General features: G+C 61.0%; 15 protein-coding genes. 13 read left to right on the top strand and 2 right to left on the bottom strand.

Translation table 11 applies throughout. From position 1 onward, the window contains the following. The first annotated feature begins 8 nt into the window (after positions 1–8). The 7 genes from FB593_RS24345 to FB593_RS24315 all read left to right on the top strand — a co-directional run bounded on the left by FB593_RS24345 (position 9) and on the right by FB593_RS24315 (position 8,152). Positions 9–824 (top strand): ABC transporter ATP-binding protein, encoded by an 816-nt coding sequence (locus FB593_RS24345; RefSeq protein WP_034502490.1) that lies wholly within the window; start codon positions 9–11, stop codon positions 822–824. Continuing rightward, positions 821–1,834, top strand: a complete 1,014-nt coding sequence (locus FB593_RS24340; protein WP_145167152.1) for a FecCD family ABC transporter permease — start codon at positions 821–823, stop codon at positions 1,832–1,834. The genes FB593_RS24345 and FB593_RS24340 overlap by 4 nt, the downstream gene beginning before the upstream one ends. A gap of 11 nt (positions 1,835–1,845) precedes the next feature. Further along, positions 1,846–2,910, top strand: a complete 1,065-nt coding sequence (locus tag FB593_RS24335) for a FecCD family ABC transporter permease (RefSeq protein WP_112682776.1) — start codon at positions 1,846–1,848, stop codon at positions 2,908–2,910. Positions 2,911–2,933: 23 nt separating this feature from the next. After that, entirely contained in the window at positions 2,934–3,887 is a 954-nt protein-coding gene (locus FB593_RS24330; RefSeq protein WP_112492867.1) for an ABC transporter substrate-binding protein, read from the top strand. Positions 3,888–4,119: 232 nt separating this feature from the next. Beyond that, a complete protein-coding gene (locus FB593_RS24325) occupies positions 4,120–4,959 on the top strand; it encodes a siderophore-interacting protein (protein ID WP_145167151.1) in 840 nt (279 codons plus the stop codon). After that, complete coding sequence (locus tag FB593_RS24320; protein ID WP_145167150.1) at positions 4,952–5,227, top strand: phosphopantetheine-binding protein; 276 nt, start codon at positions 4,952–4,954, stop codon at positions 5,225–5,227. The genes FB593_RS24325 and FB593_RS24320 overlap by 8 nt, the downstream gene beginning before the upstream one ends. Before the next feature lie 69 nt (positions 5,228–5,296). Then, entirely contained in the window at positions 5,297–8,152 is a 2,856-nt protein-coding gene (locus FB593_RS24315) for a condensation domain-containing protein (RefSeq protein ID WP_145167149.1), read from the top strand. 319 nt (positions 8,153–8,471) lie between these two features. Here FB593_RS24315 and FB593_RS24310 read toward each other — a convergent pair whose 3' ends face one another. After that, positions 8,472–9,818, bottom strand: coding sequence for a condensation domain-containing protein (locus tag FB593_RS24310; protein ID WP_145167148.1), 1,347 nt, complete (start codon positions 9,816–9,818; stop codon positions 8,472–8,474). Positions 9,819–9,866: 48 nt separating this feature from the next. Continuing rightward, on the bottom strand, positions 9,867–14,306 hold the full coding sequence (locus FB593_RS24305; RefSeq protein ID WP_145167147.1) for an amino acid adenylation domain-containing protein: 4,440 nt from the start codon (positions 14,304–14,306) through the stop codon (positions 9,867–9,869). An 81-nt stretch (positions 14,307–14,387) separates the two neighbouring features. Here FB593_RS24305 and FB593_RS24300 point away from each other — a divergent pair, with 81 nt between their 5' ends. The 6 genes from FB593_RS24300 (at position 14,388) to FB593_RS24275 (ending at position 21,701) form a co-directional block, all read left to right on the top strand. Beyond that, entirely contained in the window at positions 14,388–15,563 is a 1,176-nt protein-coding gene (locus FB593_RS24300; protein WP_003518132.1) for an isochorismate synthase MenF, read from the top strand. A gap of 18 nt (positions 15,564–15,581) precedes the next feature. Then, entirely contained in the window at positions 15,582–17,201 is a 1,620-nt protein-coding gene (locus FB593_RS24295; protein ID WP_038494926.1) for a (2,3-dihydroxybenzoyl)adenylate synthase, read from the top strand. Between the two features lie 73 nt (positions 17,202–17,274). Beyond that, on the top strand, positions 17,275–18,144 hold the full coding sequence (locus tag FB593_RS24290) for an isochorismatase (protein WP_145167146.1): 870 nt from the start codon (positions 17,275–17,277) through the stop codon (positions 18,142–18,144). Positions 18,145–18,157: 13 nt separating this feature from the next. Further along, entirely contained in the window at positions 18,158–18,913 is a 756-nt protein-coding gene (gene dhbA / locus FB593_RS24285) for a 2,3-dihydro-2,3-dihydroxybenzoate dehydrogenase (protein ID WP_145167145.1), read from the top strand. 30 nt (positions 18,914–18,943) lie between these two features. Further along, positions 18,944–19,657, top strand: a complete 714-nt coding sequence (locus FB593_RS24280) for a 4'-phosphopantetheinyl transferase family protein (RefSeq protein WP_145167144.1) — start codon at positions 18,944–18,946, stop codon at positions 19,655–19,657. A 130-nt stretch (positions 19,658–19,787) separates the two neighbouring features. Next, the gene (locus FB593_RS24275; RefSeq protein WP_121557414.1) at positions 19,788–21,701 is read left to right on the top strand and encodes a PhoX family protein; all 1,914 of its coding nucleotides are present in this window, start codon (positions 19,788–19,790) and stop codon (positions 21,699–21,701) included. The last annotated feature ends 244 nt before the right edge of the window (positions 21,702–21,945 follow it).

The following is a 21,945-nucleotide window of genomic DNA, read 5'->3' as shown; positions in this document are numbered from 1 at the left end:
ATGGCCCTATGAATAACAGGAGTTGTAATCCGGTGCTTGATGCCACGGACCTTCATGCGAGTTACGGACACATCCCCGTATTGCAGGGCCTGTCTGCCCGCTTTCAAACCGGCCGCGTCACAGCGCTGGTCGGACCCAACGGCTGTGGCAAGTCGACGCTGTTGAAGACGATCATGGGTTTCGTGCCTTTATCATCAGGCAGGATAAGCCTCGGTGACCGCCTGATCGGCGCGATCGGACGCCGCGAACTCGCCCGTCGCATCTCCTATCTGCCGCAGGAATGCCATTGCCCTGACTATATGACGCTTGGCGAATTGATCGAGCTTGCGGGTTATGCACGTTACGGGCTTGGCGGCGGTCCATCCGAACGCGACCGGGCGCTTTTTGCCGAAGCGCTGAAGACCGTCGGGCTGGAAGACAAGGCCAGGGCGCAGGTCAACACGCTGTCCGGCGGCCAGCGCCAGCGCGCCTTCATCGCCATGGTGCTCGCTCAGGACACGGAGGTGATCCTGATGGACGAGCCGGTCAACCATCTCGACATGAAATATCAATATGCCGTCCTCAGCCTTGTGCGCGAACTGACGGACAGGCACGGCAAAACTGTTATCGTCGTGCTGCATGATCTCAACCTCGCCTCCACCTTCGCCGATGACGTCATCATGCTGAAAGCCGGACGGGTTCTCGCCTCCGGGCCTGTCGCGAATACGGTCACATCAGCCAATGTTGCCGACGTCTTTGATCTCGAGGCCGACATATTTTCCCGGCAGGGGCGGCTCATCTGCGTGCCGCGGCTGGAGCGGCAGGAACAGGCCATTCCGGCATGACATCTAAAATAATGCTGATCTTTGCCGCCGCGATCTTACTGGCCGCTGTTCTCGTCATCAACTTCGTGCTGATGACTGGCGACCTGCCACTTGCCGAAATCGCGACGACGCTCCTGCATGGCGAGGCCGAAACCTATGAACAGTCGGTTCTCCTCTATCAGCAAATCCCGCGCTCACTGATTGCGATCTATGTCGGCGCCACCACGGCCGTCAGTGGCTGCGTGCTGCAGGGGCTTGCCCGCAATCCTCTCGCCTCGCCCTCCACCCTGGGCCTGAATGCCGGTGCGACGCTTTTTGTGGTCGCCGGTGCGCTGGTGTTCGATTTCTCGCCCGAAATACAGGGGCTCATCGCGCTTATCGGCGCCGGCTTCGGCTTTGGCGCCTGCTTCCTCGTCGCCCGGCTGGCCGGGCGGTCAAACGATCCGCGCGGCCTGTCGCTCATCCTGTCCGGTGCTCTTGTCTCCATGCTGCTGATCGGCATCACCAATGCCCTCCTTTTGTCAAACCCCACACGTCGCGCCGAATTCCTGAGCTGGGTCGGCGGCAATATCAACCACGTCTATGCCGAGCGCCTCACCGATTTCTGGTGGATTGGCGCCATTGCGATGGTGATGCTCTGGTCGGTTGCCTGCCCGCTGACGCTCGTACTGCTGGGTGCGGAAAAAGCCGCTTCCGCCGGCGTCAACGTCACGCGCGTTTCCCGGGTGGCACTTTTCGCCACCATGCTGGCGTCCGGCTCGGCCGTGGCCATCTGCGGTCCCATCGGCTTCGTCGGCCTCATCGTTCCGCATATGGTCCGGCCGCTGGTCGGGGTGAATTTCACGCTCGCTTTACCCGCTTCCGCCCTTGTCGGGGCGAGTCTGTGCGTGCTGGCCGATCTCGGCGCGCAAACCCTGTTCAGGCCGTATGTGGTCAATACCGGACTGTTCATGGACCTGCTTGGCGGCCTCGTCTTCATCGTCATCGTCAAGCGCTTCTATCTTTCGCCTTCGGCCAATAAACTGTCATGAAGGGGGCTGTCATGAAAAGGCAATTGGCCACCGATGGCAAAGCGGTCCTGCGGCTGCCGAGCGGTCTGCAGATCGGCATCGGCAACCTAAAGGCCGGGCTTGCACTGATCCTGCTGGCGTTGGTGCTGGCCGCCATTTCCGTTAGTCTTGGAAATACACAGACCGGTCTCATTGACCTCCTGCGCGGCGTTGCCGGCGGGCATTTGAGCGACGATCAGGCCTATGCGCTGTGGACGGTTCGGCTGCCGCGCATCCTGCTTGGTTTCATGGCCGGATGGAGCGTTGCGCTGGCCGGGGCCATGCTGCAATCGGTCGCCCGCAATCCGCTTGCCGATCCCGGCCTGTTCGGTCTGAGCCAGGGATCAATGACCACCATCATGCTGCTTCTGGTGCTGGTGCCGGCGGCGCCCAAGACCATGGTGGCGCTTGCGGCCGTCGGCGGCGGCCTTGCGGTAGCTTTCCTGCTCATCGCGCTCGTGGGGCGCGAACGTTCCAGCGGGCTCGCCATCCTGCTGATGGGCATCGCAATCGAATCCGCCCTTTCATCAGTCTCATCAGTGCTTTTGCTCTACACACCAACGGAAACATCGCTGTCGCTTGCAGACTGGATGGCGGGTTCGCTGTTTCAGGCGAGCTGGCCGATCATCCTCGTATTTGCGCCTCTTTTCGCGGTCAGCCTTGTGGGCATTTTCCTCATCGGCCGGGCGCTTGCAGTCTTTGATCTCGGTAACGAGATGGCCATGGCGCTCGGCGAAACGGTCAAACGTTCGCGCCCGCTCGTCATCGTTTTTGCGGTCATCCTCAGCTCCGCTTCCGTCACCGCTGTCGGCCCCTTGACCTTTCTCGGCGTCATCGCCCCGCATCTCGCCACCTTCGTGTCGCCCGCCGTCGGTCGCGCCAGGCTTTTCCTGTCGGGGCTGACGGGCGGCATTCTGGTGGTGACCGCCGATACGCTTTCGCGTGGGCTGGTGGCCGATACGCCGATGCCGATAGGCCTTGCGCTGACGCTGATCGGCGTGCCGCTTTTCATCCTCACGCTGCGCCTGCAGGCGCTGCGCAGAACCAACCGCCACTGAAGAAATTGAACAAAGGGTATGCCATGCGATTTGCCATCCTCGTTGCAGCACTTCTGACCGCCGGAAGCAGCCTTGCCGCAGAGCGAACCGTCACCGATGCCGCCGGCCGCACGGTCTCCATCCCCGAGCAGCCGCAGCGCATCGTCGTCATGCACGAACCGCTGCTGGGCGTGCCGCTGATGGATCTTGGCGCCAACGTGGTAGGCGCCTATGGCCGCAACAGCGACGGCAAATTCGCAACCGCCGTTGATTTCATCGACACCGTTCTCGGTGAAGGCCGCACGAAACCGAAAGGTTTCGGCGCGGTGGGTCAGATCGATCTGGAAAAGCTGAGAGCGCTGCAACCTGACCTGATCGTCGCCACGGAAATGGACAGCGGCAAGGCCGAGCAGCTTTCCACCGTCGCGCCCGTCTATCTGCAGAAGGTAAGCACTGGCCACACGTATGGCTTCAGCGTCGAAGAGAATCTTTCGGGTCTCGTTGGCAGAAGTGACGCTTTTGCCGAGCGCCGGAAGACCTATGACGAGAAACTCGCCACCGTCAAAAAAGCACTCGGCGAAGACGCAAAAGGCAAGACCTATCTCGCAATTCTTCTGACCGACCAGATCAACGCGGTCGGCGACATGTCCGGTGCGGTGCAGGCGCTCGAGGATCTGGGTTACGCACGGCTGAAAATCGACAACGCCACCTCGTCGGGTGGGCTGGGTTCCACCCTGGCGATGCCGCTCAGTGCCGAGGCTTTTGGCAAGCTCAACCCGGATCTGCTGGTGGTGATGAACAGCTATAACAGCCCCGCCCGAGGCGAAGCCGGAACGCGCGCCGCACTTGAAAAGATCATTCCCGGCTGGGAACGCTTCGTCAAACCGGCGCGTGACGGCCGGATCATCTTTCTCGATTCCAGCCGGGTCACGACGCCGTCCATCCCAAGCGCGCTGCACACGTTGGACGCGGTGGAAAGCTGGGCAGGCCGCCGTTAAACGCCTTTTCGACAAGCGTAATTCCGACGCAAACCATGCGCCGGACATAAACTTGAGTTTTTGAAGAAACTTATATTGCGACCGCCGGAACCGCCTGTTATGGTTTGCGCATCTTGACACAACGACGTCGGATCTCCCGCCGGAAAACTCCGGTGCGCGATTGTCCGGCATGCCGATCCGGGACAGCGAAACTGCCGATCCCCATCGGCGATATCCCAGGGAAGACAGCAACATGAGCATTGCACAAAGCATCGAAACCGGCGTTCCGGACCGGACCCCCAAACGCCATCGTTACGCCGTCAAGCTACGCTGCCTTGACGTGGCCCGCGTGGAAAAACTCAGCCGGTCCATGGTGCGCATCGTATTGACCGGGCCTGAGCTTGAAGGCTTTGCCAGTCTCGGTTTTGACGACCACGTCAAGATGTTCTCCCCGCTTCCCGGCGAAACCGAACCTAACCTGCCGGTGATCGGCCCGAACGGCCTCGAATTTCCCGAAGGCGCGCCGCGCCCGCTCGCACGCGATTACACGCCGCGCAGCTTCGATGCCGAGAAGGGTGAACTCGCCATCGATTTCGCCACGCACCATGATGGCCCCGCCAGCAACTGGGCAAAATCCGCCAGGGTGGGTGACAAGGCATGGATTGCAGGCCCGCGCGGCTCGTTCACCATTCCCTTCACCTTCGACTGGCATCTGCTGATTGCCGACGATACCGGCCTTCCCGCCCTTGCACGGCGACTGGAAGAAATGCCCGAGGGCACCCGCGTCGTCGCGCTGATCGAAGTTGAGACGGAGGCTGATCGCCTGGACCTCGCCACGAAAGCTGACGCGTCGATCATCTGGGTAACGCAGGAGGCCGCGGGCGGCGCCGATCACGACGCCCTGACGGAGGCGCTGCGTACGCTTGAACTGCCTGAGGGCGATTTCTTCAGCTGGGTCGCCTGCGAATCGAAAGCGGCGAAAGACCTGCGCGCCATCCTGATCGGCGAGTACGGCGCGAACCCCAAGTGGACGCGCGCTTCCGGCTACTGGCGGCGCGGAGCAAGCGGCGTTCACGATCATTTCGATGAATGAACCTGCAATCGCGGCGGCTGGCAAGCTGGAGGCGGACATGATGACGGAACTCAAAGCCCATCTCGCCAAGGTTCTGGACGATGAGTTGGGACATATCGGCCCGAACGCCAACCTGTTCGGCTGCGGACTTCACTCCCTCGCTCTCATGCGCCTGATCCCGCCGCTTTCGCAGCTCGCCGGCACGCGACTTCACTATGACGATCTCGCCCGTCAGCCCACGCTTGCCGCCTGGCAGGCGCTGATCGAGCAGTCGCGCGCGGGCTGCTGATCCCCGCAAGAGGGGACTTTCCCAGCCAAGCGCAACGTACCTCAACATTATACTTCCAAGGAGAGGACCATGGCAGCAGATAATTCGCGCATGCTTGCGCGCCGCATCGAACAAACCTTCGACAATGCGGACGAAGCCCCACGGAGCGGATCGCAGCCAAGCCAATATGAGGAGCGGGTCTGGTTCCAGCAATTTCAGGACCCCGATCAGGTCTTCCGGCATATTCTCACCTACCGCATCGGCGGCGAGAGCGACCTTCTGCGCCTGACATCGGCACTGGAGACGGTCTGCGAGGCATGGCCCGAACTGCGCGTGCGGTTTTCCTTTGGAGAAGACGGCACCCTTGCCAAGAGCGTAGAGGCCCCTTCGGCATCTCTCGTGCAGCTGTTTCAGACGGCATCGAAAGACGAAGCGGTGGCCCTTCTGCACGACCTTCAGGCAAGCCCGTTCGACGCGGAAATCGATCCGCCGTTTCAGGCCATCGTGCTCTTGAGCGAAGGAGAGGTACTGCTGGCGCTTCTGGTGCATGGCCTGCTTGGTGAATCCCTCTCGCCGCAGATTTTGCTGGGCGCTGTTGCCGCAGCCTATGCTGGCGAGGCACCAAAGCCGCTTTCGCCACGCATCACCGAAAACGCCATCGTCAATCCAGTTCCGCTCCCCTGGCTGCAAGGACCGGCCTCCAGCACGCCCGTCGTCTCTCTGCGTAATAACGGGACCAAGCCGGCGAGCCACTGCCACAGTGTCGATCTTCCGACTGCCCTTCTCGACCCAAACGGCTCGGCCGCAACGGACGCGCTTCTGGCACGCACCGGCGCCCGTTTCGCGCTTTTTCTGGCGGCCAGTGGCGATCTCGACACTGTTACCCTGCGCCTGCCGCTGCAACCCGGGAACGAGGCCGGCTTGCCGCTTCCGGCAGATGCGGTCGCCCGCGTCTCGATCTCACGTAGCCAGTCGCCGCAGGAGGCCGAAAAAGCCGTGCTGGCTGGGTTGGCCCGACATGGCGAACACAACGACGAGGTTGCCACCTTCACGCTTCAGACGCTGCCAACATCGGCTGAAACCTCATCCGTCGAGCGGCTCCGGTTCGAGCGCCTGCCACTCCCCTCTCTCCAGTCCGGCCTTGGCCTGACGCTCGCTGCCGGCAGCACGGTTGATGGCCACATCCGTCTGGAACTGACCGGCGGCAAGGAGGCCTCGCCGCATGCGACGGCATTTCTGCTGGAGCGTTTCATCGCCCATCTCGAAGGCGGTGCGGATTTTTCCGGCATTACGCATCAAACCTCGTCCGCAGGGCCGGAGGCTGCAGCATCCCTGCCCGCCGCCTCCCGCTCCAGCGACGACGAGACTGCCGCGGCAATTCTTGCCGAATTCCGCGAAGCGCTTGCGTCGCCAGACATGGGACCGGATGACGATTTCTTCGATTTTGGCGGCCATTCGCTGATCGCGACCCGCATCATCGGACGCCTTTTGAGCAATCACGGCATCGAGCTGCGTTTCAACGACCTGTTCAGCTATCCCACCGCCGCATCGCTCGCAAAACAGGCGACGCATCTCGAAACCGGCGCCCCTTCACAGGCGGAAGCAACCGCGACCGGCTCGCTGACGGCACCGCTTTCTCTTGCGCAGATGTCGCTCTGGAAAGCCTATGCCGCCTTCGGTTTCGGCGAGATTTTCAACATCCCCTTCGCGCTCGATTTCCTCGATCCGGTGGATGAGAGCGCTTTCGAATGTGCATTCCTCGATATTATCGAGCGTCATCCCGGCCTGCGAACCCATTTTTACATCGAAGATGGGACGGTTCTGCAAAAGATCGTGCCAATGCACGACCTGCCCGGCTACAAATGGTTCTGGACCAGCGAAGAAAGCGACGGCGTAGACCGGCATACGGAGGCTTCCTGGCGGTTCGACCTTGCCCGCGAATTGCCGATGCGGCTGCGTTTCCTGCGCAATCCCCAAACCGGCGGCCAGGTGCTCTCTTTCCTCTTCCACCATATTGTGCTGGACGAATGGTCGGTGAACCTGATGATGGACGAGCTGACCGAAGCCTATAGGGCAAGAGCCACGGGCAAGGCCCCTGTCTTTGCGAGCAAGCCCGCACCCTTCCATGAATTCGCCAGAAAACAGGTGGCATCCGGCGTCAACGGCGACCACCTTGCCTACTGGACCGATATGCTGCGGGACGCACCGAAGGGCCTGGTCCTTACCGGACAGAACAGCACGTCGACAGATGCTGCACACGACGAGGCGCCGGCGGGCGGCTGGATCGAGTTCAAGCTGGAAAAACACGTCAGCGACGGACTTTACGCCATCGCCAAGCAGAACAGCGCCTCCCTGTTCAACGTCGTTTATGCCGCCATCGCCGCGTCGCTGCGCCATCTGGGCGGGCTGAGCGATCTCGTGGTCGGCACATCGGCGTCCGGGCGCACCGACAGTGGCTATTTCGATACGATCGGCTATTTCACCACGGTCGTTGCCCATCGTGTGCGTTTCCGCGAGGAGATGACTGTCGGCGAACTGATCTCCTCGGTGAAGAACACGGTCAACGGCTCTCTTGAACACAGCGAAATCCCGATCGATCTCGTCGAAGAGGCGCTTGGCATGACACCGGGTCGAGATCATCTGTTCGAGGTATTCATCCAGATTCACGCCAAGAACAAGCTGAACGGCACTCTTACAGGACCGGACGGCAAAGCCGTCGAGTTCCGCCAGATCGATCCCGACAAGCACGAATCCATGCTGGGGCTGCAATTCGAGGTGATGGAAGAAACGATTGGCGGCGAACGCTCCATCCGCGTGTTGATGAGCTACCGCTCCGACCGTTACGGCCCCGAAGATGTCGACCGGCTGCGCACGACCACCAGCGGCGTCTTCAGCCGTTTCGCCGAAGCAGGCGCTTCGGGCCGGGTGCTGACAACGCTAGCCTGAGTGCTGGCCAGGCTTCCCAATAAACCCGGCTCCGCATGGCGGCGCCGGGTTTTGCTTTTTAACAAATGTCCGGAAAGCTCTCTTCCGTGATGCTCGGGCCTGCCCCGAGCATCTGCGACGTCTGGATTTAATTGGACGTGATTGGATCCTTGGGACAAGCCCAAGGATGACGTTGTGTGGGAGGACAGCGTGTCACCCCATCAGGCAGGGTTTTGCATAACGGAGCCGGGTTTATCACATCCGCACCCAGTCACTCCCGACCAAATGCAGAGTGACGGCAGAGAGATTTCCGTCCCCTTTTTGCAGAGCACCCGGCTTCTCAAACCGCCAGACGGAAGGCCGCGGAAACCTCTTCGGCCGGAGCCGCCAGCGCCTCGTCGCGCAGCATGGCATCCAGAAACTGCGGCAATTCCTCGCGGTAACGCGCGAAATCGTCGGCTTCTGTCAGTGCGGAATCCGCGTCGATATGCAGGTTCAGATCACTGCCGTCATCCTCGCCACGGAAGGTCAGGTTGAACCCGTCGCCCGGACCATTGGCGAGAATGTGCCTGATAACGGCAAGCCCTGCAAATACCGGCGCGCTGAAGGGCAGGACGTTGATAAGCGGTGAGAAGAAAAACCGCCGGCCCTTGGAGATGTCGCGGTCGGCGGCGATCTGTTCGAGGCGGTAGCGGCCATGCAGGCGTTGCCGGCGCAGATTGGCGGCATTGCGCGCAAGGAAGCTACCAAGGCTCTCCTGCGGTTCTATCGTCAGATGGAAAGGCAGGATGTTGACGAGCATGGCGGGCATATGCGCGCCGACGCTGCCCCAGCGGCTCATGAAGGGCAGCCACAGCGTCAGCACATCGCGATCCGGGCGCGGCAATACGCGGTGAAGATAAAGGCCTGAAAGCAGCACCAGAAGGTCCGGCCAGCCTATCTCCAGTGCGCTGGATATCTGTTGCAGTCTTGTGCTGAAACCTTCCGGCAATCCCGCATCGGCATGCAGGCCGCCGCCGCCGTAATCCTCGCAATCCTTGTCCAGCACGGGCAGATCCACCGGCGGCGCGAGATAGGCCGTCCAGAACTCGCGGTCCTTTTCGAAACGGCGGCTTTGCCGGTAGGCGTCCTCTTCGGCAAGAAAACTGGGGAAAGGATGGAAATCCGGACCCGCCTCGCCCTTGCCGCAATAGTGCCCGTAAAGCTGCCCGCAGCGCTGCTCCACCAGCGTAAGACCATAACCGTCGACGACGATATGATGGGCACGGATATACCAGAGGTAGCGATCGTCGGCGATGCGGTAAAGCACCTGGGCGGACAGCTTGTCGGTTCGAAGATCAAGCCTTGCCTCGACATCCGCGTTCATGCGCCCCAGCGCTTCCTCGAAAGGCGCTGTATGGGCACGGAGATCGACAAGCTCGACCATCGGAGCGTGGAGCGGATCGCAGCATTGCTGTGGCGTCTCGCCATCCTCACCGACGCGAAAGCGGATCGACAGAACTTCCGATTCGCGGACGGTGCGCCTGATTGCCTCAAGCAGAGCGCCTTCGTTCACGGCACCCGAAAGCTCGATGTAATGGGCGACGGTGGAGACCGGCTCGTCGGGATGGAAGGAAAACTCCTCCCAGAAATCGAGTTGCGGCTGGGTCAGGGGAAGCCAGCCGCCGGCAGGATCGATATGCGCCATCTGTTTTTCCTTGAATTATTTCCGTAATTTTGGCCGCAATGATGCGGCTCATGCCGCCGAATCGGGTAAAAGCGAACTGACCTGTTTGGCGTTTCGGCAACGCAGGAGTTGCTGCGGCGAAAGCTCCACGCCGAAGGCGCTGCGAATTTCGGCCGAAACGGTTTTCAGATGCGAGGGCAAAAGGCCAAGCGCCAGCAGATCGCTGCTCGTGTCCACATTCGCCGGGTTTTTGCCCAGTACGCCGAGATAGATATCCAGCACGCGGCGATCACCCTGATCGGCGACTTTGATTGTTACAGCCGCAGGTGCCTTTGCCGGTTCCGCTGCCGTCAGCAATTCGCGGGCGCGGCGGCGATCCGGCTTGCCATTAGCCGAGAGCGGCAGATCGGCCACATTGAGAAAGCGGCCGGGCACATGCGACTCCGGCAGATGCCTGCGGGCAAAATTGCGCAGATCGGCGGTGGAAAGCTCAAGGCCGGGCATCGGAACATAAAGCACGCCGATAGCAGCCTCCCCCTTTTGCTCGGCACCGTAATCCACCACCAGTACACGCTGGATGAAGGGGTGGCGGATAAGTTCATTTTCCACATCCGGCAGCGAGACCCGCACCCCGCGCACCTTGACGTAACCGTTGACGCGGCTGGCGAACATGATCTTGCCATCCGGCCGGTAACGGCCCCGGTCTCCGGTGCGGAAAGCGCGCACCGCATGTCCATCCGTATCGCTGACCGTCACGAAATCCGTCTGGGTAATGGCGCCATCTTCCAGATAGCCGATCGCCACATTCACTCCCACTGTGTGGATGCGCCCGACAACGCCCGTCGGGCAATGGCCGCCCTGATCATTGAGGATGAAATAGCGATTGCCGGGCAAGGGATGCCCGTAGGGTATCGCCGAGGTATCGGCTGTCACGATTTCGTGCCAGATGCTCCAGATGGTCGTTTCCGTCGGCCCGCCCAGCGATATCAGCCGAAGCTCGGGTTTCAGCCGGCGCAACTCCTCGATGACCACGGGCTTGATGTAATCACCGCCCTGCGCGACGAGCCGGAGCGAGCCGAGCTGGTCGCCACGATGGCAGGACAATAGCATCTCAAGAATCGCCGGCACCGAGCACCACAGCGTAACGCCGTGTTCGGCCACCAACTCGTTCCAGCGGACCGCATCCTTTTCCTCGCCGGGTTCCGGCAGCACCAGTGTCGCACCGGCGGCAAGCGACCCAAAAACATCGAAGACCGACATGTCGTGGTGCAAGGGCGTGACGGAGATGAAGACGTCATTTTCCGTCACCGCCCATTCCGAAAGCGTGCTGCCGATGACATTGGCCGTGGCCCTGTTAGAGAGCACGACGCATTTCGGTTTGCCTGTCGTGCCGGAAGTGTAGAGGTAATAAGCGGGTGCTTCGCTTGCTGAAAGTGCCGCCAGTTCCGCCGCGTTAACGGGCACGCCGGAGGCGGCTGGCGTTGCGAGAATCTCCTCGGGACCGACAGCGTCGAATCCTTGCGGAACGGAACGGGCAACGATCATGGCCGGGTGGCAATTGGTCAGCAGATAGTGCAGGCGATCTTCCGGCGAGCTCGCATCGATCGGCACCCAGATGGCGCCGATAAGTGCAGCGGCGAGCGTGACGGCTGTGTGCTCCGGGCTGCGCGGCAGGCACACCGCTACGACATCGCCTCGGCCAATGCCGCGCGTCTTAAGGCCCGCCATCGCCCGCGCCACCGCGTCGCCAAGTTCGTGATAGGAGATGCGCCGTTTGCCGTTGATCAGGGCCGTGCGCGATCCGTCTCCTTCGAAAAGATGCGAGGCGATCCGTTCCAGGAATGGCGGGCAGACGAAGTTCCGCTCGTCGCCATTCAGCCGATAGTGAGACAGGTCGACGATCTCGCGGAAATTCATCGAAAACGTCCCGCTGGCGGTGATCGCGGTAATCGCACGCTCTATGGCACCGAGAATGCCAGCCACCAATCCGGCATCGATAGCCTGCTCCGCATAGTCGATAGCAAGGACGAGATCGCCATCCGGGTTTTGCGAAAAACGGAAATCCAGCGCGACTTGGGGCGTCTGGGTAAGCCCGTCAGTCCAACGAAGCGTCGAAGCTTGCGAAAGCGTTGGCCATGAAAGGCCGTTGGTGATGACGACAGGCAGGGCGAGCCCACCCGGATTGGCGTTGAGAAGGATGCGATTGAGATCTACCCCTGAAAAAGCCAGATGATTGAGGCCCTCAAGCACATCGGTTTGCAAAGCTGCGGCCCGCTCCGCAAAATCGCCCTTGGCCGCATCCCATTTGACTGCGATGAAGCTCGAGCGATTGGCAAACGCGCCTTCCACCTGCGGGGCGACAGGAATGCCGACGACGAGGGCACCTTCGTTCAGCCAAAGCGACAGCACATCGAGGATTACCGCCGTCAGCGCAGAATTCTTGAACAGCCGCTCTTTCGCGCCGATCCGTGAAAAGGCGGTAAAGCGTTGTTTTTCCACGGTCAGGCTCTGGCGGCTGTAACGCGAAACGGCAATGGTTTCGAGCGGGGCTTTCCAGGGCAGTTGCGAGGGCACTTCCGCACCCTCAAGTTTCTCAGCCCAATATGCGGCATCCTCGGCACGGGCCGCTGCTACATCTTGCTGCGCGGCGGTGGCTGCGACGGCTGATCCGGGCGGCACGACATCATCGAAGAGTTCCGCCGCAAGGCTGGCTATTCCCCGTCCGTCGAGAATAAGGGCGTCGAAGCGCAGGAAGACCGCCACGCTGTCCCCCACCGCAACCTCCGGCAGACGAAAGACCGTGACCTGCCAGGGAGAAGCGGCAAGATCGAAATGGGCATGGGAGAAATCCTGCCGCACGGTGTCGATCCGCTGTTCGGCTTCGGAAGCGGACAGGTCCGAAAGATCAACAATATCAAGGTTTAGCTTCGGCTCATCCGAGATCACCTGCACCAGACGCCGCTCATCGATGTGGGTGCGCAGGCTTTCATGCCGCTCGACCATTGCGGTAAGGCGCGAGCGAAGCAATGCGGGATCGATATTGCCGCGATATTCGCGGAACTCCTGCATCGCCACGCCGCTCAGCGGCAGATGGGTGCCGCGACCGAGCAGATAGGCCTTTTGCAAGGCTGAGAGTGGCCGTTCCATGGATTTTCCTTTTGTCTGCACTGTCGCTTCAGGCGCTTGCAAGCCTAATCGCTCAACGGTCTCGGAAGCGAGATCGGGGCTGGCGGCGAGGTGGCGAAGAAGGGCGGTATGGGCGTCGAACAGGGCTCGCAGCCAGCTTTCCGGCAGCGCATCGAGCCGCACATCCCAGTTGATCAAAAGCCCGCCATCGAGCGCTGCGACCTGCGCATCCAGCGCAACTCCAGGCCCCTGCGAGACGGTGTGGATCATCGGGCCGAACACGCGCGCCACATTTTCCGAAAACAACTCGCCCCCGGGCAAATCGACACCCGCGGTAAAGACAACCGGTGAGGTCTGCAAACCGCCGCGCAGGCGGGAAAGGTCGCGCATGACGCTGACCCCGGGATAGGACTGGTGCGCCAGAAGCCCGTTCATCTCTCCGAACAGCCGTCCAAGCAGTCGCTCAAGGCTCTCCTCAGGCCGGATATCAACGCCAAGAATGAGCACATTGGAGAATTCGCCGACGATGCCATCGACCCCTTCCACCAGCGGCGCGCGCCAGAAAGCCGGCACGGAAAGCCGGAACTTTTCCGTATTCGTCGCCTGCGAAAGCACCACTGCAAAGATACCAAGCAACAGGGTCGACGTGGTCACGCCGCAGCGCCGCGCCACCCGTTCCAGACTGCTGCGTTCAGCCGGAGAAAGTCTTGCTGCAAGGCGATCGGTGTGAACGGCGCGTGACGGGTCCTCGGGCAAAAACGGCAATGGCGGTGCCTCCGGAATATCGGCAATATGTTGCCGCCACCACAGCCGGTCCCTTTCACGCTGGGCTTTGAGTTCCGGATCGGATGCAAGACGTTCCGCCCAGCTGAAAAACGATGGTGGTGTATCCCCCAATGGCTCGAGTTCGTCCGCGTCGGCTTCATAAAAGCGGGCGAGATCTTCCAGCACGATACGTATACTGGCGGGATCGATGGCCAGCATGTCGGTATCCAAATGCAGCCTGGCGCGACCTGCGGGCAGCAGGCTGAGCGACACTGCCGCCGGCGGGGCAACGCGTAGATCGATCTGGCGATGGCTCCACGCCTCACGTTTGGCGGCAAGACGGTGCGCAAGCGCCTCCTCATTGAGAGACGCCATGTCCTCCACGCCGAGGCGGAGCGGCCGGCCGGCGGGGTCCGCCGTCTGTCGCCCTTCCGCATCGATCCTGAGGCTGAGCATGGGGTGACGCCGGCAAAGCCTTTCGACCGCGACGGCCAGTCTTTCCGCCTCCAGCCCCTTGCCTTCGAACTCGAGATAGAGATGCGGCGTAACTTTTCCGAGTATCCCGTCCGCCTCTCGGCCGACCCAGTAGGCAACCTGCATGGGGGTTAAATTTAGCATGTGAATTTGCACCGATTGACAAAACATGATTATCATAATCAAGTATAAGCCACCGTCAACCACTCGCACAGGAGGCATCCCATGAAAACGGGAGCACTCAGGACGAATGACGTCGATTCCGACGAAATTACTGATTTTGATAGAGAATTTCTGTTCACTTCTGGCTCGGGCGAACTGCGAGCCAGAGGCATTCGCGAAAGGATAACGATTCCTGCCCATGGCGCCGAAGATGCGGGAAGCCCTTTGCAGAAGGCGATAAAGGCCGCTTTTGAGAGGGCGCGCAGGGCCGGACAGGACAATCCCATCGCCATTGGCGCCATCCCCTTCGACGTCAACGAGCCATCCTGCCTGTACATTCCCAACAACCATGAGTGGAATCCAAAGGGTACCGCTTCGATCTCGACTGATTCGGCGATGCCAACGCTTGTCGGCCAGAACAGCCTGCCCGATGAAAATGGCTTCAAGCGCGCCGTCGAGCATGCCATCGTCAATTTCCGCCATTCCGATGTCCGCAAGGCAGTGCTTTCGGTCATGCGCGAACTGACCTTCGCCTCCGAGGTCAATGTCGAAAGATTGCTGGCCAGCCTCGCCAAACAGAACCGCGAGGGTTACCAGTTCCGCATTCCGCTACCCGATGGCGGCGATCTGATCGGCGTGAGCCCCGAACTCCTCATCCGCAAGCAGGGTGAAAAAGTCATCTCGAACCCGCTCGCGGGCTCGGCAAAACGCATGGCTGACCCGGTAGCGGACAAGGCCAATGCAGACCGGCTTTCGGCTTCGGAAAAAGACCATTACGAGCATAGCCTCGTGATCGAGGATATACGCTCGCTGCTTACGCCTTGCTGCACTGAAATCGACGTTCCCGAAAAACCCTCCCTCATCAACACGGCCGCTCTCTGGCATCTTTCGACGCGCATCGAGGGTCGCCTTGCTGATCCCGAGACCAATGCGCTGCAACTCGCGTGCCTGCTGCATCCCACACCTGCTGTTTGCGGTTTCCCTACCGAACGTGCCCGCAGGCTTATTCGCTTCGTCGAGCCTTTCGAGCGTGGGCTGTTCACCGGCATGGTCGGCTGGACGGATGCCGAGGGTAACGGCGAGTGGGTGGTGACAATCCGTTGCGGCACCGTGCAACGGCAAACCGTGCGGCTGTTCGCAGGCGCCGGCATCGTTGAAGCCTCGGAACCCGAATCCGAATGGGCCGAGGTGCAGACCAAGCTCAAGACCATGCTGAACGCCTGCGGTCTTTCTGCCTAATTTTCCCAGGGACACACCATGACAATCGAATTTGAACGCTGGCCCGAAGATCTGGCGCGCCGATACCGCGACCGCGGCTACTGGATCGACAGACCGCTCAGCGACATCCTCACCCAGCAGGTAGAACTTCGGCCGGACGCGACCGCGCTGATCTGCGGCGACCGCCGCTTCACCTATGCCGATCTCGACCGGCAATCTTCCAATCTTGCCGGGCATCTGGCTGCCGCCGGGATCGGCAGGGGCGACACGGCACTGGTGCAATTGCCTAATATCGCGGAGTTCTATCTCGTCTTTTTCGCTCTGATGAAAATCGGCGCTGCACCCGTCAATGCGCTTTTCAGCCATCGCCGGCTGGAAATGACCTCCTATGCGGAACAGATTGCGCCAAAGCTGGTGATCGGCTCGCGTTCCCACGAGCTTTTTGCCAATGACACGTTTCTGGATGCGCTGAAGCTTGCCTCTCCGCAGCTTGCCGTAACGCTGCTGCTTGGTGAGACGGAACCGCAGCGCAGCCTCGAACAATGGCTCTCATCACCCGCCGAAAATGCGCCGCATTACGGCCCTTCGGCAGCCGATGAGGTAGCGTTGTTCCAGCTTTCCGGCGGCAGCACCGGAACACCGAAACTGATCCCCCGCACGCATAACGACTATGACTACAGCGCCCGGGCCAGTGCGGAAATCTGCGAGCTGACGCCGCAGACCCGTTTCCTCTGCGCCATTCCGGTGGCGCATAATTACCCCATGAGTTCGCCGGGTGCGCTTGGCGTGTTCCACGCTGGCGGCACCGTGGTAATGGCGGCCAATCCCGAGCCGCTTGCCTGCTTCGACCTCATCGAAAAACATGGCATCGACATTGTGCCTCTGGTGCCGCCTGCCGTGGCGCTGTGGTTACAGGTGGCGCCCGCCCATCGCGAACGGCTGAAATCCCTCAAGCTGCTGCAGGTCGGCGGCGCAAGCTTTGCTGAAGCTTTAGCGCGTCAGGTGCCGCAGGTGCTGGGTTGCGCCCTCCAGCAGGTCTTCGGCATGGCGGAAGGTCTGGTGAACTATACCCGCGCCGGTGATCCCGACCATATTGTCTTCACCACGCAAGGGCGGCCGATCAGCCCGGATGACGAGATCCGCATCGTTGACGAGGACGGCAACGACGTCCCAGAAGGCGAAGCCGGCATGCTGGCGACGCGCGGCCCCTATACGTTTCGCGGATATTACCGCGCCGCCGAGCACAGCGCGCGCGTCTTCGACAACCAGGGTTTTTATTATTCCGGCGATGTCGTTCAGCGCACCCCCGAAGGTTACCTGCGGGTGGTTGGCCGGGTGAAAGACCAGATCAATCGCGGCGGCGAGAAGGTCGCATCGGAAGAGGTGGAAAACCTGATCCTTCAGCATCCGGATGTGACGCATGCCGCACTGGTCGCGATGCAGGACGAACTCCTCGGTGAAAAAAGCTGCGTCTTCGTCGTTTCCCGCAATCCCGCTCTCAAGGCACCGGCCATCCGCCAGCATCTCTCTGGTCTGGGTGTTGCGGATTACAAGCTGCCGGACCGGGTGCGTTTCATCGACACCATGCCGCTTACTGCCGTCGGCAAGATCGACAAGAAACGTCTGCGCGACATGCTCGCAGCGCCAATCCCGGCGTAATTGAGCGTGCACGCCTCAACCATTTGAAAATTGCGTGTCGCCCATGCCGATGCGCCAAACTATCGAGGTCAATATGACGATCCCCACCATTTCCGATTATCCGATGCCGGTCGCAGCAAGCTTTCCGGCCAACAAGACCAAATGGCAGCCGGACGCCAAGCGCGCCGTGCTGCTCATCCACGACATGCAGCGTTATTTCCTGCGGTTCTACGAGGCTGACGGCAGGTTGATGACAACCCTCATCGACAATCTTGCAAAGGTAAAGGCATGGGCGGTTCAGAACGGCGTGCCGGTCATCTACACCGCCCAGCCGCACGATCAGCCTGCCGCCGACCGCGCGCTTCTGAACGACATGTGGGGACCGGGCCTGACCGTGGTCGACCCGGAGTTGCAGAAGGTCGTGGACAAGCTTGCGCCGACGCCCGACGATGTGGTGCTGACCAAATGGCGCTACAGCGCCTTCCAGCGTTCAGACCTTGCCGAGCGCATGAAGGGGTGGGGCCGCGACCAGATCATCATCGGCGGCGTCTATGCCCATATCGGCTGCATGATGACGGCTGTTGAAGCCTTCATGAAGGATATTCAGCCCTTCATGCTGGGTGATGCCGTCGCCGATTTTTCCGAAGCCGAACACCGCATGGCGCTGCAATATGTGGCAACACGCTGCGGCGTGGTGATCGACACTGCAAGCCTTGCCGGCGCGGGAGAGACCACCGATATCAGCGAATGGCTGAAGGCCCGCATCCTGCAAATGGTGGAGGACGAGAGCGACATCGACCCGGATGAGAACCTGATCTTCTATGGGCTGGATTCGCTGCAGGTGATGAAGCTTGCCGGCGAACTGAAGGAACGCGGCGTCATCGTGGGCTTCGAAGAGCTTGCCCGCGTACCGACGCTTTCTGCCTGGTGGGCGCTGATCGAAGAAAAGCGGCTCGCGGCCTGAGCGGACGGACAAGATGATGCAGAACAGATTTAACGGGCGGCGCGTGCTGGTGACAGGTGCCGCGCAGGGCATCGGCCGCCGCATCGCCGAGCGTTTCACCGAGGAAGGGGCCGAGGTCATCGGCCTTGACCTCATTGCCGATGCAACCGATGCAACCTTCCGCCAAATCACGCTCGACATCACGGACGCGGCGGCAGTGGAGGCGGCGAGCGAGGCGATCGAGAAGGAATGGGGCGGGCTAGACATTCTCGTCAACGCCGCCGGCATCCTCCGGCTCGGCGACAGCGAAAGCCTGACGCCGCAGGACTGGAACGCCTGCATGGATGTCAATGCTGCGGGGCCGTTCTACCTGCTGCGGCAATGGAGCGGCGTCTTCAAGCGGCAGCGGCGCGGGGCAATCGTCAACATCGCCTCCAACGCCGCCGTTGTGCCGCGCATCGGCATGCTCGCCTATTGTGCTTCCAAGGCCGCACTCGTCAGCCTCAGCCATTGCGCAGCACTTGAACTCGCGCCCTATGGCGTGCGCTGCAATGTGGTGTCACCCGGCTCCACCGATACGCCGATGCTGGCCGGCATGCTGAACGATCCCAGCGGCAAACAGCGACTGGTCGCCGGTCTTCCCGAGCAGTTCAAGCTCGGCATTCCGCTCGGCAAGATCGCGCGGCCGGACGACATCGCCGACACGGTGCTGTTCCTCGCCTCCGATCAGGCAGGCCATGTGACGATGCAACAGATCGTAGTCGATGGCGGCGCCACGCTTGCCGCCTGAGCATCGGTCCGCGTGATGAGGATGACAGAAATGGCCAACGTGCCGGCGTTTCACGGCGAAGCTGTTTCCGGCGATCCACCCGAGGCCATCTGGCCTTGGCCGGATGACAGATGCGATTGTCATTGCGTCAGCCTTCATTACAGCGCCGAAGAAGGGCGCGGCGGCAAGGTCCCTCCCTTGCCGCCGCAGCTTTTGCGCGCTTCGCCCAGACGCAAGGCGGAATTTATCGCCGGGCGCAGATGTGCTGCCGAAGCCATACGCCGTCTCACCGGCCGCGCCGCCTTTCCCGGCATGGGAGAGGATCGCGCCCCTATCTGGCCCGAAGGCGTGGTCGGCGCGATTTCCCACAGCCACGAGCGGGCAATTGCGCTTGCCGGCTCTTCCGAGCGGTTCTGCGGCATTGGCATCGATATCGAAAGGCTTCTGAACGAGGAGGAAGCTTGCGATATTGCCCCGCAGGTACTGACCGCAAACGAACGCCTCAGTCTTGGAAACGACATCGATCCCTTCATGACCGGGCTGATCTTTTCGGCCAAGGAAAGCCTGTTCAAAGCGCTTTATCCGACCGTCAGACGTTTGTTCTTTTTCGAGGCGGCGGAGTTATCCGGCTATGAAGAGTGCGGTTCAGCATCCCTTCGGCTGACGACCGACATCAGCGGCGAGTGGCGCAAGGGAACGGACATTCCTTTCCACTTCTGCCGCTTCGAAGGCTTTTTGCTCACCCGTATCCTTCTCCCGCATTGAGGGAAAAATACAGAATCCTTTCCTGTGAAGATCATATTTAAAGTCGTTATTCCCGTCATTTGTGTGAAACACTGAAACGGTACGCACCGTGTTGGAATGATTCCAAACATGCAAACGGTGGAGATACGATATGACCGACATCGATACGAGCAAGCTTTCCTGGGATGCGTGGGACGAGCTGCAAAACCCGCCGCCGGCCGAAACCGATTTCGACCGCGTGGTCGAGACCGCGATTTCCCGCCGCGGCTTTCTCGGTGGCGTGCTTGCCTTCGGTTCGGCCGCAGCAGCCATGGGCACGCTCGGCAACCTGATGACCAGCACCTCGGCGGAAGCGCAGGAAGCGGCAGCCGGCCGTTTCCCCTTCAAGCCGGTGGCTGCCGCGACCGACCACACCATTCACGTACCGGAAGGCTACAGCTGGAAGCCGGTCGCCAAGTGGGGCCAGCCGCTGTTCTCCAACGTGCCCGACCTCGACCCTGCCAAGGGTGTCAGCGTTGAAAACTCCGACAAGGTCTTCGGCGAAAATACTGACGGCATGGAACTGTTCATGGTTGGCAATCACCAGCTGATCGCCGTCAACCATGAATATGTAAACCCGGAAACCAACCTGCCGCATGCCGAAAAGGGCAACCCGAAAACGGCCGACGACGTCAAGATCCTGCAGAACATGCAGGGCGTCACCGTCATGGAAGTTGCGGAAGGCACCGGAGGCTGGGAAATCGTTCTCGACAGCCCGTTCAACCGCCGTATTCACCACAACACCCCGATGAAGCTTTCCGGCCCGGCCGCAGGCTCGGACCTCGTCAAGACCGCCGCAGATCCGAAGGGTGTCGACTGTCTGGGGACCTTCAACAATTGCGGCGCCGGCCGCACGCCCTGGGGCACCTACCTCACCTGCGAGGAAAACTTCAACGGCTATTTCGGTACCACTGATGCCGCCTTCAAGCTGCCGGATGACTACAAGCGCTACGGTATCGTCGCCGAGACCCGTTACGCCTATGAGAAGTTCGATGCGCGTTTCGATGTCGCCAAGAACCCCAACGAGCCGCGCCGCGCCGGTTACGTGGTTGAGATCGATCCTTCGGACGCCTCCTCCACCCCGATCAAGCGCACCGCCCTTGGCCGCATCAAGCACGAGAACGCCGCCGTGGTGATTGCCCGTGACGGCCGCGTGGTGGTTTATATGGGCGATGACGAGCGTGGCGAATTCCTCTACAAATTCGTCTCCAACGGCATTTACGTGCCCGGTGGCGACACCTCGAAACTGCTAGACGAAGGCACGCTCTACGTCGCCAGGTTCTCGGACGACGGCGCTGGTGAATGGCTGGCTCTCACGCCTGAGACGACAGGCATGAAGATCGATGAAATCTGCGTCTTTACCCGTCAGGCCGCTTCCAAGGTGGGCGCGACAACGATGGACCGCCCGGAATGGGTCGCCATCAACCCGGTCGCCATCGAAGCCTATTGCGCCCTTACCAACAACAGCCGTCGCGGCGAAATGAAAGACGGCAAGTTGCGCGCCAATGCTGGCGGTGACGCCATGGCGATCAATGCTGCCAACCCGCGCGAAAAGAACGAATACGGCCAGATCGTGCGCTGGTACCCGGAAAACGACGATCACGCGGACGGCAGATTCAAGTGGGACCTGTTCTGCATGGCCGGCAACCCCACCGTTCACAAGGATGCCTATGCCGGCTCTTCGAACATCAACGAAGGCAACATGTTCAACTCGCCCGATGGCATGATGTTCGATTCGACCGGTCTCCTCTGGATCCAGACCGACGGAGAGGACAGCAACGAGGGCAACTTCGCCGGCCAGGGCAATAACCAGATGCTGGCAGGCGATCCGGCGACCGGCCGTATCGAACGTTTCCTGACCGCGCCGAAGGGTTCTGAAGTTACCGGCCAGACATGGTCCGGCGACAAGCGTACCCACTTCGTCGGCATCCAGCACCCCGACGCCCCCTTCCCGGATGGCGAAGGCAAGCTGCCGCGCTCCACCGTTATCGCCATCAAGCGTGATGACAACGCGCAGATCGGCTGACGCTTTGGCTTAGGCGGAACCGGGTCTCGGCATAGCGGAGATCCGGCTCCTGTCACCCGTGACCAAGGGTCGATGCGGCCTGACTGAATTTTCACTCGCCAGTGGACAAGAGAGGCATTACCGCTTCAAATCTCCCCACACGATACCAGTCAGGAGGTGGCATGAAAGATGCCGCGCCCATCGAGAGAACGGATCGCTGACATGCCGATGATCTTGGGACAGTCACGTTTTGCGCCGTTTGGCT

It is taken from the genome of Rhizobium sp. SJZ105 (assembly GCF_007828365.1).
Classification (GTDB): domain Bacteria; phylum Pseudomonadota; class Alphaproteobacteria; order Rhizobiales; family Rhizobiaceae; genus Agrobacterium; species Agrobacterium tumefaciens.
Note: the sequence above shows the minus strand (reverse complement) of the source record. Positions and strands in the feature narration are given on the sequence as shown.

Excerpts from the sequence above, each read along its gene's own strand:
- FB593_RS24275 (WP_121557414.1), top strand. The coding sequence starts at position 19,788 with ATGACCGACATCGATACGAGCAAGCTTTCCTGGGATGCGTGGGACGAG.
- FB593_RS24295 (WP_038494926.1), top strand. The coding sequence starts at position 15,582 with ATGACAATCGAATTTGAACGCTGGCCCGAAGATCTGGCGCGCCGATAC.
- FB593_RS24310 (WP_145167148.1), bottom strand. The coding sequence starts at position 9,818 with ATGGCGCATATCGATCCTGCCGGCGGCTGGCTTCCCCTGACCCAGCCG.
- FB593_RS24305 (WP_145167147.1), bottom strand. The coding sequence starts at position 14,306 with ATGCTAAATTTAACCCCCATGCAGGTTGCCTACTGGGTCGGCCGAGAG.
- FB593_RS24290 (WP_145167146.1), top strand. The coding sequence starts at position 17,275 with ATGACGATCCCCACCATTTCCGATTATCCGATGCCGGTCGCAGCAAGC.
- FB593_RS24340 (WP_145167152.1), top strand. The coding sequence starts at position 821 with ATGACATCTAAAATAATGCTGATCTTTGCCGCCGCGATCTTACTGGCC.
- FB593_RS24325 (WP_145167151.1), top strand. The coding sequence starts at position 4,120 with ATGAGCATTGCACAAAGCATCGAAACCGGCGTTCCGGACCGGACCCCC.
- FB593_RS24330 (WP_112492867.1), top strand. The coding sequence starts at position 2,934 with ATGCGATTTGCCATCCTCGTTGCAGCACTTCTGACCGCCGGAAGCAGC.
- FB593_RS24320 (WP_145167150.1), top strand. The coding sequence starts at position 4,952 with ATGAATGAACCTGCAATCGCGGCGGCTGGCAAGCTGGAGGCGGACATG.
- FB593_RS24300 (WP_003518132.1), top strand. The coding sequence starts at position 14,388 with ATGAAAACGGGAGCACTCAGGACGAATGACGTCGATTCCGACGAAATT.
- dhbA (WP_145167145.1), top strand. The coding sequence starts at position 18,158 with ATGATGCAGAACAGATTTAACGGGCGGCGCGTGCTGGTGACAGGTGCC.
- FB593_RS24315 (WP_145167149.1), top strand. The coding sequence starts at position 5,297 with ATGGCAGCAGATAATTCGCGCATGCTTGCGCGCCGCATCGAACAAACC.
- FB593_RS24345 (WP_034502490.1), top strand. The coding sequence starts at position 9 with ATGAATAACAGGAGTTGTAATCCGGTGCTTGATGCCACGGACCTTCAT.
- FB593_RS24335 (WP_112682776.1), top strand. The coding sequence starts at position 1,846 with ATGAAAAGGCAATTGGCCACCGATGGCAAAGCGGTCCTGCGGCTGCCG.
- FB593_RS24280 (WP_145167144.1), top strand. The coding sequence starts at position 18,944 with ATGGCCAACGTGCCGGCGTTTCACGGCGAAGCTGTTTCCGGCGATCCA.